Origin of the sequence: Paenibacillus sp. HW567 (assembly GCF_000374185.1) — a bacterium.
In the GTDB taxonomy this organism is placed as follows: Bacteria; Bacillota; Bacilli; order Paenibacillales; family Paenibacillaceae; genus Paenibacillus_AQ.
The window spans coordinates 5,466,354-5,481,787 of sequence record NZ_KB910518.1 but is presented as its reverse complement, the minus strand read 5'-3'; the positions used below and the strand labels follow the sequence as shown (position 1 = coordinate 5,481,787).

The following is a 15,434-nucleotide window of genomic DNA, read 5'->3' as shown; positions in this document are numbered from 1 at the left end:
TATATCAGTCTTTTATTTTCCGGCTGCTTCGATCAGCACTTTAAGCTCAGGCAGATTGAAGCCCTTGACGGCGTGTTCTCCCGATACAGTAACAGGAACGCCCATGAACCCAAGCTGCTCTACTTCCTCCTGATAAGCTGTGCTCGTCATAACATCCCTAACCTCAAAAGAAACGCCTTGTTCTGTCAGCAGTTGCTTCACCTGGTTGCAGTCACTGCAGTTCGCAGTGGAGTATACGATAACTTGTCCGCTCATTGGTTCACAGCTTCCTTGATGGCGCTCTGGGTGATTTTCCAGTGGGAGGTATTCCAGCGGACTTCGCTGCCCTCCAGCAGGAAAATTTGCGGAGATTCATGCTTGATGCCGAAATCCTCAGCAATCTGGTTGGAAACCGGACGGTCCTCAATTACATGAACCACGGCTGCCGGAGTGCCGGAATCCTGAACGTAGGCTTGAAATTCCTCATTTGCTTTGGCGCTGATCGGGCAGGTAGTGCTATGTTTGAAGAGCAGCTTCTTACCTGGCTGTTCCACATATTGATGCAGTTCATCCAGAGTATGGATTTGTTGAATGGACACCTTGAATCACCTTCCTGAGTATGATATTCCTGATTGTAACATAGTTCAAAATTAAATCAAAAGGGAGATCAAGCAGTCTTGTCCGGGAAAATACAGTCCTGTACAGGACATTGTAAAAATATAGGGGCCATGCTAAGGTGAAGGGAACGCGACGGTACTTGTTACTTAGACCTCAGGAGAGGGGGTGTCCATTTCATGATAAGAATTGCATGTGTTACCGGTGCTGACCGTGGACTCGGATTCTACCTTGTACGCTGGCTCCTTGAGAATAAATATACGGTTTTTGCCGGTAAATATATGGCGGAGCCGGGAGAGCTTGCAGCGCTGAAGGAACAATACCCGGAGCGCTTGAAGCTGATTCCCCTTGATATCGGCAGCAGCGAAAGTGTGAAAAGCGCGGCACGCAGCATTGCCGGCAGCACCGGCCACTTGGATCTGATTATCAACAATGCCGGTATTATTCAAAGCGCGGATGATGCTACGATACTCGTTGATATGGATGACGCTTCGCTGGCCCATTTATATAATGTAAATGCGCTCGGCGCTTTACGGGTCAGCAACGCCCTAATGGGCCTGCTGCTTCAGAGCAAGCAGAAGCTTATTGTGAATATCTCCTCCGAAGCCGGCAGCATCAGCCGTAATCGGCGGATTAACATGTACGGATACTGCATGTCCAAAGCAGCGCTCAACATGCAATCCTCCCTCCTGCACAACCATCTGCGGGTGATGGGGGGCCAGGTCATGGTCTTTCATCCCGGCTGGCTGCAATCCTATATGAGCGGCGAGAAGGATGAGGGGGCCCCGATACCTCCGGAAGAGTCCGCCCGCAAAATTATGAATATTGTGCAGGAGCATAAAAAATACATAGGCGAGGAGCCGGCTTATCTCGATCTTGACGGAAATGTCTGGCCCTGGTAGCATGCTTTAATCTGAAAAGACATCAAAAATCCAACCGCAGTCTGAGGCCGCGGTTGGATTTTTTGTGCGCGCATTGGGCGGCTGAGCCTGGGGGGAAAGGCACGACGGCTATTCAACCCGAATTTTTAGGCTTCGTTGGTTTTGATCTTTTGTACCTTTGCCGCCGACTGCATTTCCGGCTGCTTCTCGCTGCTATCCTGCCGGGTGTTCTTGATGAACAGGGAGAGCAGCAGTCCGGCAATGCTGATGCCGATGATTACGAGATAGGCATCATTGATACCCTGGATGGAAGCCTCCATGATCAGATGCTCCTTCGTTGCGCTGCCCGCAGTATTGGCGGCTGCCAGACTCGTCATGTGGGCGGCAGTCCGGTTCGTCATAACGGATACCAGCAGTGAAGTGCCTACCGCGCCGGCTACTTGCTTAACGGTATTGGAGATGGCTGTGCCGTGGGCGTTCAGCTTGGACGGCAACTGGTTCAAGCCTGCGGTCTGTACCGGCATGAGGATCATAGCCATCCCGATCCGGCGGCCGGTGGACATGAGAACGAGATAGAGATAACCGGTTGAATCGGTCAGATTGGTGAAGCTGAAGGTTGTTGCAATCATAATCAGCAAGCCGAGAATGGACAGCCACTTGGCTCCGAACTTGTCGAACAGCTTGCCGGTAATTGGCATCAGGAATCCCATGACGAACGAGCCGGGGAGCAGCAGCAGGCCGGATTCCATCGCCGTATAGCCGCGGGCGTTCTGAAGGTACAGGGGGAGCAGGATCATATCCGCATACATAACAATCGTAACGGCGACGTTGATGACGGTGGTCAGGGAGAACATGCTGTACTTGAAGGCCCGCAGGTCAAGGAGCGGATTGTGGGAAATCAATTGTTTCCAGGTAAATGCGGTCAGCATAACCACGCCTGCGCCAAGCGACCAGAGCACTACCGCGCTGGACCAGCCGTCCACACCGGCCCGGCTGAAGCCGTACAGCAAAGCGCCGAAGCCGATGGTAGACAGAATCACGCTGACTACATCAATTTTGGGACGTGAGCGTTCGGTAACATTCTTCAGGAAGATAAATCCGCTGATGATTACAAGGGCTGTGACTGGAAGCATGCCATAGAACATCGTCTGCCAGTTGTAATGCTCCAGGACGTATCCGGCGAGCGTGGGTCCCACCGCAGGGGCGAATATAACGGCCAATCCGACCGTACCCATAGCCGCCCCTCTTTTTTCGGGAGGGAAGAGGGTCAGGATTACATTGGTCAGCAGCGGCATGATAATCCCTGCACCGACTGCCTGAATCAAGCGTCCGCCGAGCAGAACATGGAAGCTGCCCGCCACAGCGGAGAGGAGGGTACCCATTAAGAAAATGATCATCGAAGTCTGAAATAACTGCCGTGTGCTGAACCGGTTCATCAGATAGGCTGTGATCGGAATCAGCACACCATTGACCAGCATATAGCCCGTTGTAAGCCACTGGGCAGTCGATGCCGAAATATTGAAATCCCCCATTAGCTCCGGCAACGCAACACTCATTACCGTCTGATTCAGCGTCGCAAGAAAAGCGCCCAGTATCATGATGAACACGATCGGTCCTTTTCTTATGGAACTGAGATTTATTGCTGTTGTTTTACTCACTGCACTCCATCCTCTCAATTGTTCTGATCTATTAGCTGCTGGATCTAATTTGCCTTAGAAATGTTGCTGACTTGTGTTTCTCTTGTTAACGAAATGTTAATTGTAAGAGGAGACTTTCCGTTGTCCGGGAAGCTTTAACAATTCTTAAACAACTGTAAAAGATAATAGAGCAGCAATGAGACTTGCAGATTGGAAGAGGAAACTAACAGGCCGCTGGGGGGAATGTGCAATGAATGAAAGCTTTATGAAGACAAACGCACAAAAGGTTAACAAGATTGTCGCAACAATTCTTTGGCTCACTTTTATCGGATTTGTCTACGGTTTTATTACGGGAGAGGTTAGGGCCGAGGTGGTCTTCTCCCTGTTGCTGGAGCTGCTGCTCGCCACCTGGTTCATTTATGTGAAGAAACATCAGATTCGGGGTATGGTCTTTATCGTGCTCGCCACCTTGACCTCTACAGTGCCGTACATAGAATTGCCTATCGCGGGAATGCTGATCATCACTATGCTCTGCATCGTTTCCCTGTACTTGAACAAAGGGTTGCTCTACGGTTTTGGCGCAATGTACAACGTTGCCTATATTGTGATCTACTACTCTAACCATAAGCAATTCGATACGAACTTTTACTCGACTATAGGGTTCATTGAGCTGACTATCGTGGCCTTATATTTCGTATGTAAACGAAGCGCGGATTTGATCGAATTATCCGTCCGCAAAGAAGCGGAGGCCAAGGAACTGCTCGGGGCAATGGATAAAATGGTCAGCGTTATTCACGGCAGTACGTCCGCGCTGAATACCGATATCGCCAATTGCAACAATGATATCGGGGTGCTCAAAAATATCAGCGATGCCATAACGGCGAATATCCGGGAAGTGGCGTCAGGGATTGTGGATCAGTCGGAGAGCATTGCCGAAATTAACGACAAGATGAATGAGACCGACGGGAAGATGGCCCAAATCAATGAGCTGTCCCACAGCCTGGCCGAAACCTCGGAGACGACCGGTCAAATTGTCCGCCACAGCTCGGAGAGAATCCGGCAAATGGGCAAACAAATGGAGATCATCAACTCGGCGGTAACGGATTCCATGACCACTGTCGAAGCGCTTAACCATAGCATGGATGATGTAAATACCTTTCTGGCGGCAATCAACCAGATTTCCGACCAGACGCATCTGCTCGCCTTGAACGCCAGCATAGAAGCCGCAAGGGCAGGAGAAGCCGGAGCAGGGTTTGCGGTGGTGGCCAGCGAAATTCAGAAGCTGGCCCGGCAATGCTTGAATACGGTCAAACAAATTGACGGGATTATTCAGAATATCAAGACAAGAACGCGGCTTGTGGTCGAAAAATCGAATAACGGCAGCGAGGCGGTAAAAGAAGGGGAAGCAATTACCAGGCAGGTGCTTGAGAGCTTCGGCGACATCAGCACGATCTTCCAGCGTGTCGACCGGTATATTGCCAGCGAACTGGATATGACGGATCATATCAGTCTGATTTTTACGCAGGTGCGTGACCAGGTGGAGCTTATCACGGGTATTTCCCAGAAGCATGCGGCAGCGACGGAAGAGATGCTGGCAACGACACATGAGCAGGAAAGAAATATTGATGTCATCTATGAATCCATCGGCAGCATTAACAATTCAAGCATCAGCCTGCAGGAGCTGGTCGAGACAAAGCCGGGACAAGCTTGAGCCAGGCTAGCCGTGCTTGAAGTATTCTTTGAGGATGAGGTAGCCTACTTCTTCTTTTTGAGCAGCATGTAAATCCCCATAAGGAAAAATACAACGCTGCAGCCCATTCCCAGCAAGGCGCTCGAACTTATGGCATGGCTAGAATCGTCTTCCAGCATAATCAAGGTATATTGAGTCACCACAATGGAAACCATCGCGTCTGTAAAGCTGATCATTTTGAGGGCGGACACAATAGGGCCTTTGAGATGCCGGTTAGTCAAGGTTCCGTAGATGGCAATACTGAGCTTGGTGAAAGCGACGGTTGCTACCAGAAAAACGATATTTCCTTGGAAAACGATAGCGTCTCCGTAAAAATACATTCTCAGGCAGACCAGCAGATAAGAGATTCCCAGTAGACAAAGGAAGATGCCGCTTCGTTGATAGACGGCAAATTCCAGCGTATTTCTCGGCTTGGAATCTTGTAGGCTTTTGGCTCTGGTATATTTATAAAGCGCGTACCCTCTTGCGGCGCAGAGAATCAGGTAATACGCCGCATTGGTCATGAGACAGCCGGAAAGGAGATACATCCCAAGGATCAGCTTGCCGATGCCGATCAGGGCGTTGATTGTAAGTGAAGCTGCGTTTGTTATGGCTGCCCGGTCTTGATAATCTGCCAGGTATCGGCCAAGTAAATCTTTGATAGATAGCTCTCCTTTCTCACATGCGCTCTCCTGATGCGGGCAAGGTTAACGGGTCAGCAGGCCGTTGGCCTTCTCACACACCTCGTAGATTTCGTCATATTTCTGATCAATCAGAGGCGACACCCTGGAGGTCTTTTTCCTGCGGATGCTGCAGTAGGTGAAATAAGGGAGGACCCAGCCGGCGAAGCCGGGGACAGCCAGAATGATGGACAGCGCAAGCCTGTCATCCAGATATGCAAACACAGAGCCGGCCATAAATGCCGTTCCGGCAACACCGATAAGGTAGGCAACAGCCGAGGAGAGCAGGCCCTTGGAGCGTTCCAGCATATCAATTTCGGACACACAGGCGTCGAATTGGCGCTGAAGTCGGGTCAGCTCGGTTTTATTGCGGATTTTGCGGTCGCGTTTGAATTTCATAGTGATGGAGCCAACGCTCTGAATAGGGGGGGAGGTTCCCTCCAGCGACCAGCCGAAATTGCGATAGCCGTCGGCGTACACCGCCTCCATAGTGCGTTTTACCGTAACGTCCTTGTACTCGTAGCCTATAAAATTTGCTTCGTTCTTCGTAATTTCACCCATAATGACCTTATCTCCTTCAGGTTGATATTTATCAAATGAACCCTATGCGGGAATCATTGACGTCACCCATAGTACCCTGATGTTATTTATGAATTGCTTGCAAAATGTTAGAAAAATGTTAATAGAAGCTTTAAAAAGAAAAAGCAGTCCGATTCCGGCTGTGCCGCATTCAGACTGCTCTTACTTATATGCCAGATTTCAGTTTGACAGTAAATGCCGTACCCTTGTCCGGCTCGCTTGTCACAGAAATGGCGCCGTCCACCAGCTCAATGACCCGCAGGCAAAGCGCAAGCCCCAGGCCGTTTCCCTCTCCGGAATGGGAGGTATCGCCTTGATAGAATTTGTCGAATATATGCTTCAGCGTCTCATCGTCCATGCCGCAGCCGGTGTCCGATACCATGACCGTGATCGAGTCTTCGTCCGAAGTCTGTGTTAATGTGATTTTCCCGCCGGGAGGGGTGAATTTCAGCGCATTGGAAAAGAGATTGTGCCAGATAATCTCCAGCAAACTCTCCTCGGCATAGATGACGGCGCGGTCCTCAAGGTCCGCCACAAACTCGATATTCTTTTCCTCCCATAAATTCTCGAAAGAAAGCGCACAGTCGCACAATTGCCTGCACACATCATAAGGCTCGGAGGCGCGTTGAATTTCCTGATTCTCCAGTTTACTTAGCTTCAGAATGTTGCTCACCAGGGTCGTCAATTTTTGCGAGGCGGAGATGATGGTGTCGGTATAATCCTTGCGGAGCTTCGGCTGCAGATCATCCTTTTGCAGCGCTACTGCGTAGCTCTGGATGACGGACAGCGGCGTTTTGATCTCATGGGACACATTGGAGATAAAATCATTCTTCAGCGTCTCGATGCTCCCCAGCTCCTCTACCATCTTGTTGAAGTCGTCGAACATCACATCCACATAATCCCGCTTGTCGGCTCTGTGCATCGGCTCCAGATAGACGGAGAAATCGCCTTCCGCCACCTGCTTCGCCGCCTCGCTGAGCTTTTGCATCGGTTTATCGAAGGTTTTGTACTTTTGCCGTGCGGTAATGAGACAGAAGATCGCGGTGACAATCGTCCAGTACCCCAACATGCCAAAGATATACGGAGTCGGGACGCTTCTGGCCGGAACATAGGCTTCGTAGATCATCGCCTGCCCTGCGGTCAGCACGGACAGGACAATATAAATCCACATAAATTCTTTCCAGGAGAAGCGTTTCGATCTCATTTGAGTTTTTTTTCGTTCCAGTTTGCTCATTGCAGCACTGCCTTGTAACCAAGCCCATGCACTGTCACGATCTTGAAATCCTCACAGGCCGAGAACTTATCCCGCAGCTTGGCAATGTACACATCCACGGCGCGCAGGCTGGTCTCGCTGTCAAGGCCCCAGAATTCGTCCATAAGCTGCGCTCTGGAATAGGTATGCTTGGGATAGGAGAGCATCTTGTAGAGAATGTTGAATTCCCGCACCGTCACCGGTATGTCACTGCCGTTCAGGGTTGCGGTCATTTCGTCGCCGTCCATCACAAGACCGCCTACCGTCAGTCTCCGTTCATGGGCGATATTCGCCCGCCGCAGCAGGGCACCGACACGCAGTACCATTTCGTCCATATTGACCGGCTTAACCATGTAATCGTCAATTCCCGCCCGGAACCCTTTTTGCTTCGAGGAGATATCGTCACGGGCCGTAACGAACAGAATTGGAATCGTCTTGTTGATCGCCCTTACCGTCTCCGCGAATTCAAAGCCGTCGATCTCCGGCATCATGACATCCGAGATAATGAGGTCATACAGCGTGTTATACATCAAATCATAGGCCTCGCGCGGGTTCAAGCAGCCTTTCGCGTCATAGCCGTTGTTGCACAGATAGGTACAGAAAATTTGATTGAGCTTAATGTCGTCTTCCACAACAAGTATATTAAGCATAGAAACATCCTTTCACAGGGAAATAACATGATTATACCAGCCAGATGTTAAAAAAATATTTCCGAACTTAGGAACAGACTGGTGAAAAGGCCGTTTATGCCCTAAGATTGCGGAGCGCCGCAGAAAAGCCTTGACCCTCACACTGGTGTCAGGGTTTATACTAAGGGCAGACCATTTCTCATGAACCCCGGGGAGAATGCCATGAAGATAGGTGAGCTTGCAGCCAAGACGGGCGTCAGCGTCCGTTCTTTGCGATATTATGAGCGTCAGGGGCTGATCGCCCCGCTCCGGCAGGCCAACGGATACCGCGAGTATTCGCCGCTGGCCGTGGAGACGGTGGAGACAATCAAGCTTTATTTGAATCTGGGCTTGTCGACTTAGGAGATCGCCGGCTTCTTGAATTGCGTGCTGAAGAACAAAGAGGCCTTCTGTGCGGAGGTGATGCCGCTCTACCTCAGCAAGCTGGAGGATATCGAGCGCCAGCTCGTACAGTTGAACCAGATCAAGCTGAATCTTCAGCAGCGGATCGCTTCTATACAGCAGGAGCAGATCGAATCAGAATAAACATAATGTGTACACATACATTAGGAGGTAACCGTGATGGCGATAATAAATGCGGAGCATGCAGCTACGCTGCGCTCGAAGCTGGGCGAGGGAGGAACGGTGCTGGTCGATTACGGTGCGCCGTGGTGTGCGCCATGCCGAACGCTGCTGCCTATTCTGGAGGAGTTGGACGAGGAGTATGGAAGGGACGTTACCATACTGAAGGTGAACTGCGATGAGCTGCCGGAGCTGGCGGCCGAAGCCGGAGTGATGGGCCTGCCCACTGTGGTTGTGTACAGCGGGGGCCAGCCGATGGAGAAGCTGATTGGCTTGCGTCCGAAATCGGTCTACCAGGGTGTGCTGAACAGATTGTCTGCCGCAGTAACGGGCAACTGAAAAAGGCAGGAGGGGGATATCATCCGCCTCCTGCCTTTTTCACAGGGCATATTAGGAGTGATGGGACGGCTTCGGCTGCTCGGTGAAAGGAATTACCTCATTATGTTGCAGCGCTTCCAATACTTCAGCTCTGAGACTGTCTGTGAATTCATCCCACACCCTTCTGCTAACACCCAGTTTATCAGGTGAAGAGGCCCCGAGCACTTCCAGCCATATGCGTCTATCATTAATGCTGCCGAGCTGTTCCTGAATGTCCTTGTAGATTTCTTCGTCGGCATGGAACTTCTGGTTAAGTGCAAAGGCCGCGGCATTGGCAGTATAACGAAGCTCCTTGGCGGCAATACGCAGCTTATGCAGCGCGTCGAAGGCAGCGGCGGATTCGGCCTCGGGACCTTTGAACAGGGTCCTGCAGGTCTTTTTCTTCTGCTCAAAGGCGACTTCAAGCTCGCGCATGACGACATTCGCATCTCTTTTGGCAGCAAGCTGCTCCAGTTCTCCGCTTAAGAAAACCTCCCATTGTCTGTTCAGACTCTTGCCGGTAAGCTTGGGCAGCTTGTCTGCCAGCTTCTTGCGGTACGTCTTCCGCTCACCCTTCTGTTGCTCAATCACTGCCTTCAGCAGCTCAGCGGTTTCACTTGCGCCAGCGTGTTTCGCCTGCTTGCGTTTGTCTTTGAAGGCTTCGATCAGCACATCCGCGTCTCTGACCTTGCCGAGTCTCTTCTGCGCCTGCTTGAGTGTACCGTACAGCTTATCTGTGACGGAGTGGCCGGGATCGAGAATGGACAGCAGCGTCAGCAGCTTGCGGCTGTTCACCCTCGCCTGATGGACGTCCTCACTGTCAAAATCCCGCAGCACTTTCTTGCAGTATTTCTGATAGTCAGTGTACAGCCTGGTCAGCGCCTGCTCCCATTGTCTGGTCTTGCTGATTTGCCTTTCCTTGGCTAGTTGCAGGGTAGTCATGCGGCATCACTCCACTCTTGTAGGTTGTGTAAGCATGAGCTTCAGCGCAAAGCTTGTCCAAATGAATCCTCTTCTTATACCCTAAGAATAACGGTATCCCGCGGCTATTTCAAATGTCTGATTCACCGTCCCGCTTCGCGAGCGGGCAGCGATCGGTTACAATGAGAGTATTGCCCGAATCATAGAATTTTACTGGAGAGCGGGTAGATAGTGGAGACTTGGAGGTTATATTTATGAGCAGCGGACCAGCGGACAAGCGGGAGCAGGCGGCGGAGGGCGGCCTGCCTGCGGTTATGGCGCTTTTTGAACACTTAAATGAAACGGATAAACCGCAGGCTGACAGAGCTTGCGGAGGTACGGCAGCAACGGGTGACAGCGGGACGGTGACAGCTACGGAAATTGCCGGAGACATGCTGCTTCCGTTCGCTTTTGAGGAAACGCTGTGCCGCGATATCGGAGCGGGCGAGGCGCCTCCTTCAGTGCATTTGTGGAGCCATCCCGGCGGTGTGGCGCTGGGCCTGCGGGACAGCAGGCTGCCCCGGGCGGGTGAGGCGATGGCGGAGCTGGAACGGCAGGGCTTCCGCACGGCGGTCCGGCATTCCGGCGGCGCTGCGGTGCCGCTGGATGCCGGGGTCGTCAACGTGTCGCTGCTTCTCCCGAAGCCTGCGGGCAAGCTGGACTTCCACGATGATTTCCGGCTGCTGGCTTCGCTCATCACCGAAGCCGTCGCCGTGAGCCATCCGCAGGCAGCTTCGCAGATCAGGGCGGGCGAAGTCGCCGGCTCGTATTGCCCCGGCGACTTCGATCTCGCCATCGGCGGCCGCAAGTTCTGCGGCATCGCCCAGCGGCGCCAGAGCAACGCGTACTTTGTGCACGCGTTCGTGATCGTCTCCGGCTCCGGACGGGAGCGCGGAGAATTGATCCGCGGCTTCTACGGGATTGCCGCGGGCGGGGAGGGTTCGCTGACGTATCCGCGCGTCAGCCCGGAGACTCTGGCCGCGCTCGAAGAGCTTGGCGGCCCGGCTTCGGCGGCGGTGTTCGCCGAAGGGTTCCGCCAGGCGCTGACCCGGCGCGGCGTCAGCCTCCAGCCCGCCGCCCTGCTGCGGCAGGCGGCGGGCTATGATCTCCAGTACGGCGATCCGCGCGTACTGGAGGCCGCGTCGGTGCTGCGGGAGCGGTACGCCCGCTAGCCCTGCCGGGGGCGGTGCACCGGACACCGGCCCGGGAAGTTCAATCCGGGTGAAACGGAGTAAGACAGGCAAGGCGAAAGGCGCTGCAATTCTGCTGGTTTCAGCAGGTGCGGCGCCTTTTTTCGGTCTGGTGATTTCCCGGCGGCTGTGGATAAGATGCGCATAAAGTAGGAGATAAGCGGCTTGGGTTTTTTAACCTAACAACGGCAGAAATGCCGTTGTTTAGGCGCACTCGGTCGGTTTGCTCAGAAACAACGGCAGAAATGCGGTTATTGAAGCGCGCTCGGTCGGCTTGCTCAGAAACAACGGCAGAAATGCCGTTATTGAAGCGCGCTCGGTCGGTTTGCTCAGAAACAACGGCAGAAATGCCGTTGTTGAGGCGCGCTTGGTTGGTTTGCTCAGAAACAACGGCAAAATTACCGTTGTTGAGTTGCGCCAGGCCGGTTACTCCAAGGTCTAATGATGTATATGCACCTTCTTCAACAGCTACCGGTACAACTCCGGCCTCCGGTCAGCGAAGATAGGGATCTGCTGACGCACCTCCCGCACTTTGGACAGATGGATAACGCCGCTGACCATTTCCTCGCCTTCAGACGCTTCACAGACGATTTCGCCCCAAGGATCAATAATCATCGAGTGTCCGGCGAAGGTGTTCGCCGGGTCATTGCCCGCACGGTTGCAGGCCACGACATAACATTGGTTCTCGATTGCCCGGCTGATCAGCAGCGCCCGCCAGTGGGACAAGCGCGGCAGCGGCCATTCTGCGCTGATGAACAGAATTTCGGCTCCAAGCGCAGTGTGGGCGCGGACCCATTCGGGAAAGCGGATATCGTAGCAGATCAATCCGGCACATAATGCCCCGTCCAGAGTGAAAAGCCCTTTGGCGGCTCCGGGTTGCAGGTACAGATGCTCATCCATCAGCCGGAACAGGTGCAGCTTGCTGTACTCTCCGGCCAGTTCTCCGCTGCGGTTGAAGATGTACATGCTGTTGGTAGTGCCGTTGTCCTGCTTGCTCGCGACAGAGCCGCCCACGATGTGGATTCCCAGCTCCCGGGCAAGGCCGGACAGCAGAGTCTTTGCCGTGTTCCCTTCAGGATCGGCAATCTCCGTCAGCCGGGTCAAATCATACCCGGTGGTCCACAGCTCGGGAAGGATCACAACCTCCGCGCCGTCCGCCGCCGCCGTCCGAATTTGGCGTTCCGCCGAAGCATAATTCGCCTGGGGATTGCCGAATGCTATATCGAGCTGGATCAGGGATATTTTCATGGACGGGCCTCCTTATATAAGAAAACTGTACTTATATAAGTTGAACTTTAGATTTTCATAATGGGGTCTGGTCGTAACTGCGGGGAATGTTTGGACTTCCGGCCGCTGTTGTCTTCAAATTTCTTGATTGTTACCGCTCTTACCGGATGAAATTTGAAGACAAAGGCGGTCGTTTTCGCTCCTACAGTTCCAAACTTCCCCTCCGCACGCCTACCCTTTATATATTTTCTTTAGTTCAACTTATATAGATTGTATGGGCAAGCGGCTCTGTAAGCAAGAAAATCAAGTACGTAATAATAATAGTTGACGGGTCAATGATGTAGGTGTAAACTGATGAATGTTAAAAAGATTTTGCACAATATATTTGCGTTAGGGGGTTAATTTTGACTGGACATCTGCCTGAGGAAGAACGTGTCTTTGAACTGCTGCAGGGGCTGAACAAAGCGGTCACTCCGAAATTCGAGCGCTGTGCCGGCATAAGTCCCACACGCCTCCGTCTGCTCCATGAGCTGTTTCAGGTTGACGAGATCAGCCAGATTTCGCTGCAAAAGCAGGTTGACATCGACGCGGCAGCCGTCACCCGCCACCTCAAAAGTCTGGAGGATAGCGGCATGATCTCCCGCCGCAACAATCCTGCCGACAACAGAGTTACTCTTGTTACGCTGACCGGGCAGGGCCGGGAGAAAATTCGGTCTTACCGGGAAGAGAAAAGCCGGTTCATCAGCAGCTTGCTTAGCGGCTTCAATGAACAGGAGCGCATTACGCTCGCAGATATGCTTGCCCGGCTGCAGCACAATATTAATCTGCTGTAGCTATAAACTATAATCCAACTATAAAGGAGTTTATTGTACAATGAACACTACCAAAACCAATGATTTCACAAGTATTATCACAGGCCGCCGTTCCATCCGCAAATATGACACATCCGTCAAAATCAGCAAAGAGGAAATGACCGAGATTCTTACTGAAGCTACGCTGGCCCCTTCCTCGGTGAACATGCAGCCTTGGCGGTTCCTGGTGATTGAAAGCCCGGAAGCCAAAGCCAAGCTGGCGCCTATCGCCAAATTCAACCAACTGCAGGTAGAGACCTCCGCAGCGATGATTGCCGTGTTCGGGGATATGAACAACTTCGATAATGCCGAAGAAATTTATGGTACGGCTGTTAAACGCGGACTGATGCCTGCTGAGGTAAAAGAAAGACAGCTTGCGGCCCTGACTGCCCATTTCTCGGTTCTGCCCGCTGATGTGAACAGAGAAACCATTATGATCGACGGAGGTCTTGTCTCCATGCAGTTGATGCTGGCCGCCCGTGCCCACGGCTACGATACCAACGCTATCGGCGGCTTCGAGAAAGACAAGATTGCCGAAATCTTCGGCATGGACAAGGACCGTTATATTCCTGTAATGCTGATCTCCATCGGTAAAGCCGCAGATGAAGGTTATGCTTCTGTACGCCTGCCGATTGATGCCATTGCACAGTGGAAATAAACTAATAAACTAAGCGTATGCTTCCGTAGCATGCCAACCATACTTTAGGAGGAACTGTCCATGATCATTATTCATGCCTTAATGCAAGTTAATCCTGCCCGCGAGGAGCAGTTTTTGGCTGAAGCCAAGACGCTGCTTGCTGCTACCCATAAGGAAGAAGGCAATATTTCTTACGAGCTGTACAAGCATGCTGAACAGGAGAATTCCTATATCATGGTAGAAACCTGGCGCGATATGGAGGCTGTATCCAGCCACAATTCAAGCGCCCATTTTACCGGCTTTGCGGCAAAAGCAGGCGAGTTCCTAACGGCTCCGCTCGACGTTAAGGCCTTTAACGGCGAACTGCTCAGTAAATAATTAATGCCGGAGAGGGTGACTCCTGCCAGTGAACATTTTCGAGCCTTCTACAATGCTCCAATCGTTGCCCAAGCAGTTTTTTGCTGCGCTTGTCGGGAGAGCGGCCCTTGCCTCGGCAGCGGGGCATGATGTGATTAATCTGGGCCAGGGCAATCCCGATATGCCCACCCCGGATCACATTGTCGAGGCGCTGCAAGCGGCGGCGGCGAACCCTCTGAATCATAAATACCCTCCGTTTCGCGGTCACAGCTATCTGAAGGAAGCCGTGGCCGGGTTCTACGAGCGGGAGTATGGCGTGGTGCTGGAGCCGGAACGTGAAGTTGCCATTCTGTTCGGCGGCAAAACCGGACTGGTAGAAGTGGTGCAATGCCTGCTGAACCCCGGAGATACGGCGCTTGTGCCTGACCCGGGGTATCCCGATTACTGGTCGGGCATTGAGCTGGCCCGGGCGGTCATGGAGAGGATGCCGCTGACTGCGGCGAACGGCTTCCTGCCCGATTACGGGAGCATACGCCCTGAAGCCGCGGCAGCCGCCAAGCTGATGTTCTTGAATTATCCGAACAACCCCACAGGTGCAGTGGCGACGGAGGAGTTCTTTCGTAAGACGGTGCAGTTCGCGGAGGAACACGGCATTTGCGTGGTGCATGACTTCGCGTATGCCGCAATCGGCTATGAAGGCCGGCAGCCGCTGAGCTATCTTCAGACACCGGGGGCGAAGGACACGGGGATTGAAATTTACACCTTGTCCAAAACCTATAACATGGCCGGCTGGCGTGTGGCTTTTGCCGTAGGGAACCCCAGTGTAATCGAGAGCTTGAACCTGCTCCAGGATCACATGTATGTCAGCCTGTTCGGTGCGGTGCAGAAAGCGGCGGCTACGGCCTTGTCGGGTCCGCAGACCTGCGTTCAGGAGAATGTGGCCCGCTATGAAGCGCGGCGGAATATCCTGATCGGCGGTTTGCGCGAGCTTGGCTGGAAGGTTGAAGCTCCGGGCGGGTCCTTTTTCGCCTGGCTGCCGGTTCCCGAAGGCTACACCTCACAGAGCTTCGCCGATTTGCTGCTGGATGAGGCGAAGGTGGTCGTCGCTCCCGGCATTGGTTTTGGAGCCTATGGCGAAGGTTATGTGCGGGTAGGGCTGGTGAGCAGCGAAGACCGGCTGGCAGAAGCGGTGAAGCGGATTGCGGGTCTGAAGCTGTTTGTGTGAACTTAAGGCCATAAAGGATTCATGCCAT

The 15,434-nt window shown here is 52.8% G+C and carries 20 protein-coding genes; 11 read left to right on the top strand and 9 right to left on the bottom strand.

Features of this window, described 5'->3' with window-relative positions:
• Nucleotides 1-12: 12 nt before the first annotated feature.
• Nucleotides 13-255, bottom strand: coding sequence for a glutaredoxin family protein (locus B212_RS0124355; protein WP_019913804.1), 243 nt, complete (start codon nt 253-255; stop codon nt 13-15).
• Nucleotides 252-578 carry a bacillithiol system redox-active protein YtxJ gene (gene ytxJ, locus B212_RS0124350; protein ID WP_019913803.1) on the bottom strand — a complete coding sequence of 109 codons (327 nt, stop codon included), beginning with the start codon at nt 576-578 and terminating at the stop codon, nt 252-254. Before ytxJ ends, B212_RS0124355 begins: the two co-directional genes overlap by 4 nt.
• 195 nt (nt 579-773) lie before the next feature.
• On the opposite strand from ytxJ, the gene B212_RS0124345 reads away from it, so the two are divergent.
• A complete protein-coding gene (locus tag B212_RS0124345) occupies nt 774-1,496 on the top strand; it encodes an SDR family NAD(P)-dependent oxidoreductase (protein ID WP_019913802.1) in 723 nt (240 codons plus the stop codon).
• A 125-nt stretch (nt 1,497-1,621) separates the two neighbouring features.
• Here the strand turns inward: B212_RS0124345 and B212_RS0124340 are convergent, their stop codons facing one another.
• Nucleotides 1,622-3,073, bottom strand: coding sequence for a DHA2 family efflux MFS transporter permease subunit (locus tag B212_RS0124340; RefSeq protein WP_084673427.1), 1,452 nt, complete (start codon nt 3,071-3,073; stop codon nt 1,622-1,624).
• 289 nt (nt 3,074-3,362) lie between these two features.
• On the opposite strand from B212_RS0124340, the gene B212_RS0124335 reads away from it, so the two are divergent.
• Nucleotides 3,363-4,823, top strand: coding sequence for a methyl-accepting chemotaxis protein (locus B212_RS0124335; protein ID WP_019913800.1), 1,461 nt, complete (start codon nt 3,363-3,365; stop codon nt 4,821-4,823).
• Nucleotides 4,824-4,867: 44 nt separating this feature from the next.
• On the opposite strand, the gene B212_RS0124330 is transcribed toward B212_RS0124335, so the two are convergent.
• From B212_RS0124330 to B212_RS0124315, 4 genes are all read right to left on the bottom strand, one after another.
• A complete protein-coding gene (locus B212_RS0124330) occupies nt 4,868-5,389 on the bottom strand; it encodes a hypothetical protein (protein WP_019913799.1) in 522 nt (173 codons plus the stop codon).
• A 159-nt stretch (nt 5,390-5,548) separates the two neighbouring features.
• Nucleotides 5,549-6,082 carry a hypothetical protein gene (locus B212_RS0124325; RefSeq protein WP_019913798.1) on the bottom strand — a complete coding sequence of 178 codons (534 nt, stop codon included), beginning with the start codon at nt 6,080-6,082 and terminating at the stop codon, nt 5,549-5,551.
• Nucleotides 6,083-6,266: 184 nt separating this feature from the next.
• Nucleotides 6,267-7,334 carry a HAMP domain-containing sensor histidine kinase gene (locus tag B212_RS0124320; protein ID WP_019913796.1) on the bottom strand — a complete coding sequence of 356 codons (1,068 nt, stop codon included), beginning with the start codon at nt 7,332-7,334 and terminating at the stop codon, nt 6,267-6,269.
• Nucleotides 7,331-8,002: a response regulator transcription factor gene (locus B212_RS0124315; RefSeq protein WP_019913794.1), complete on the bottom strand. Its 672-nt coding sequence runs from the start codon at nt 8,000-8,002 to the stop codon at nt 7,331-7,333. The genes B212_RS0124320 and B212_RS0124315 overlap by 4 nt, the downstream gene beginning before the upstream one ends.
• 201 nt (nt 8,003-8,203) lie before the next feature.
• Between B212_RS0124315 and B212_RS35555 the strand changes: the two genes are divergently transcribed.
• Genes B212_RS35555 through B212_RS0124300 form a run of 3 tightly spaced genes read left to right on the top strand, consistent with a single transcriptional unit; the run spans nt 8,204 to nt 8,941 of the window.
• A complete protein-coding gene (locus tag B212_RS35555) occupies nt 8,204-8,383 on the top strand; it encodes a MerR family DNA-binding transcriptional regulator (RefSeq protein ID WP_019913793.1) in 180 nt (59 codons plus the stop codon).
• 24 nt (nt 8,384-8,407) lie between these two features.
• The gene (locus B212_RS35550) at nt 8,408-8,566 is read left to right on the top strand and encodes a MerR family transcriptional regulator (RefSeq protein ID WP_232231581.1); all 159 of its coding nucleotides are present in this window, start codon (nt 8,408-8,410) and stop codon (nt 8,564-8,566) included.
• Between the two features lie 36 nt (nt 8,567-8,602).
• A complete protein-coding gene (locus B212_RS0124300; RefSeq protein WP_019913791.1) occupies nt 8,603-8,941 on the top strand; it encodes a thioredoxin family protein in 339 nt (112 codons plus the stop codon).
• A gap of 51 nt (nt 8,942-8,992) precedes the next feature.
• Here B212_RS0124300 and B212_RS0124295 read toward each other — a convergent pair whose 3' ends face one another.
• Nucleotides 8,993-9,901 (bottom strand): CHAD domain-containing protein, encoded by a 909-nt coding sequence (locus tag B212_RS0124295; RefSeq protein ID WP_019913790.1) that lies wholly within the window; start codon nt 9,899-9,901, stop codon nt 8,993-8,995.
• A 233-nt stretch (nt 9,902-10,134) separates the two neighbouring features.
• Between B212_RS0124295 and B212_RS0124290 the strand changes: the two genes are divergently transcribed.
• Both B212_RS0124290 and B212_RS0124280 read left to right on the top strand, forming a co-directional pair.
• Entirely contained in the window at nt 10,135-11,091 is a 957-nt protein-coding gene (locus tag B212_RS0124290) for a lipoate--protein ligase family protein (protein ID WP_019913788.1), read from the top strand.
• A 241-nt stretch (nt 11,092-11,332) separates the two neighbouring features.
• Entirely contained in the window at nt 11,333-11,551 is a 219-nt protein-coding gene (locus B212_RS0124280; protein ID WP_019913785.1) for a hypothetical protein, read from the top strand.
• Between the two features lie 26 nt (nt 11,552-11,577).
• On the opposite strand, the gene B212_RS0124275 is transcribed toward B212_RS0124280, so the two are convergent.
• Entirely contained in the window at nt 11,578-12,357 is a 780-nt protein-coding gene (locus B212_RS0124275; RefSeq protein WP_019913784.1) for a carbon-nitrogen family hydrolase, read from the bottom strand.
• A 383-nt stretch (nt 12,358-12,740) separates the two neighbouring features.
• Here B212_RS0124275 and B212_RS0124270 point away from each other — a divergent pair, with 383 nt between their 5' ends.
• Genes B212_RS0124270 through B212_RS0124255 form a run of 4 tightly spaced genes read left to right on the top strand, consistent with a single transcriptional unit; the run spans nt 12,741 to nt 15,406 of the window.
• On the top strand, nt 12,741-13,169 hold the full coding sequence (locus B212_RS0124270) for a MarR family winged helix-turn-helix transcriptional regulator (RefSeq protein ID WP_019913781.1): 429 nt from the start codon (nt 12,741-12,743) through the stop codon (nt 13,167-13,169).
• Between the two features lie 40 nt (nt 13,170-13,209).
• On the top strand, nt 13,210-13,845 hold the full coding sequence (locus tag B212_RS0124265) for a nitroreductase family protein (RefSeq protein WP_019913780.1): 636 nt from the start codon (nt 13,210-13,212) through the stop codon (nt 13,843-13,845).
• Between the two features lie 60 nt (nt 13,846-13,905).
• Nucleotides 13,906-14,202 carry a putative quinol monooxygenase gene (locus B212_RS0124260; protein WP_019913779.1) on the top strand — a complete coding sequence of 99 codons (297 nt, stop codon included), beginning with the start codon at nt 13,906-13,908 and terminating at the stop codon, nt 14,200-14,202.
• A 28-nt stretch (nt 14,203-14,230) separates the two neighbouring features.
• Nucleotides 14,231-15,406 carry a pyridoxal phosphate-dependent aminotransferase gene (locus B212_RS0124255; RefSeq protein ID WP_019913778.1) on the top strand — a complete coding sequence of 392 codons (1,176 nt, stop codon included), beginning with the start codon at nt 14,231-14,233 and terminating at the stop codon, nt 15,404-15,406.
• Nucleotides 15,407-15,434 lie beyond the last annotated feature (28 nt).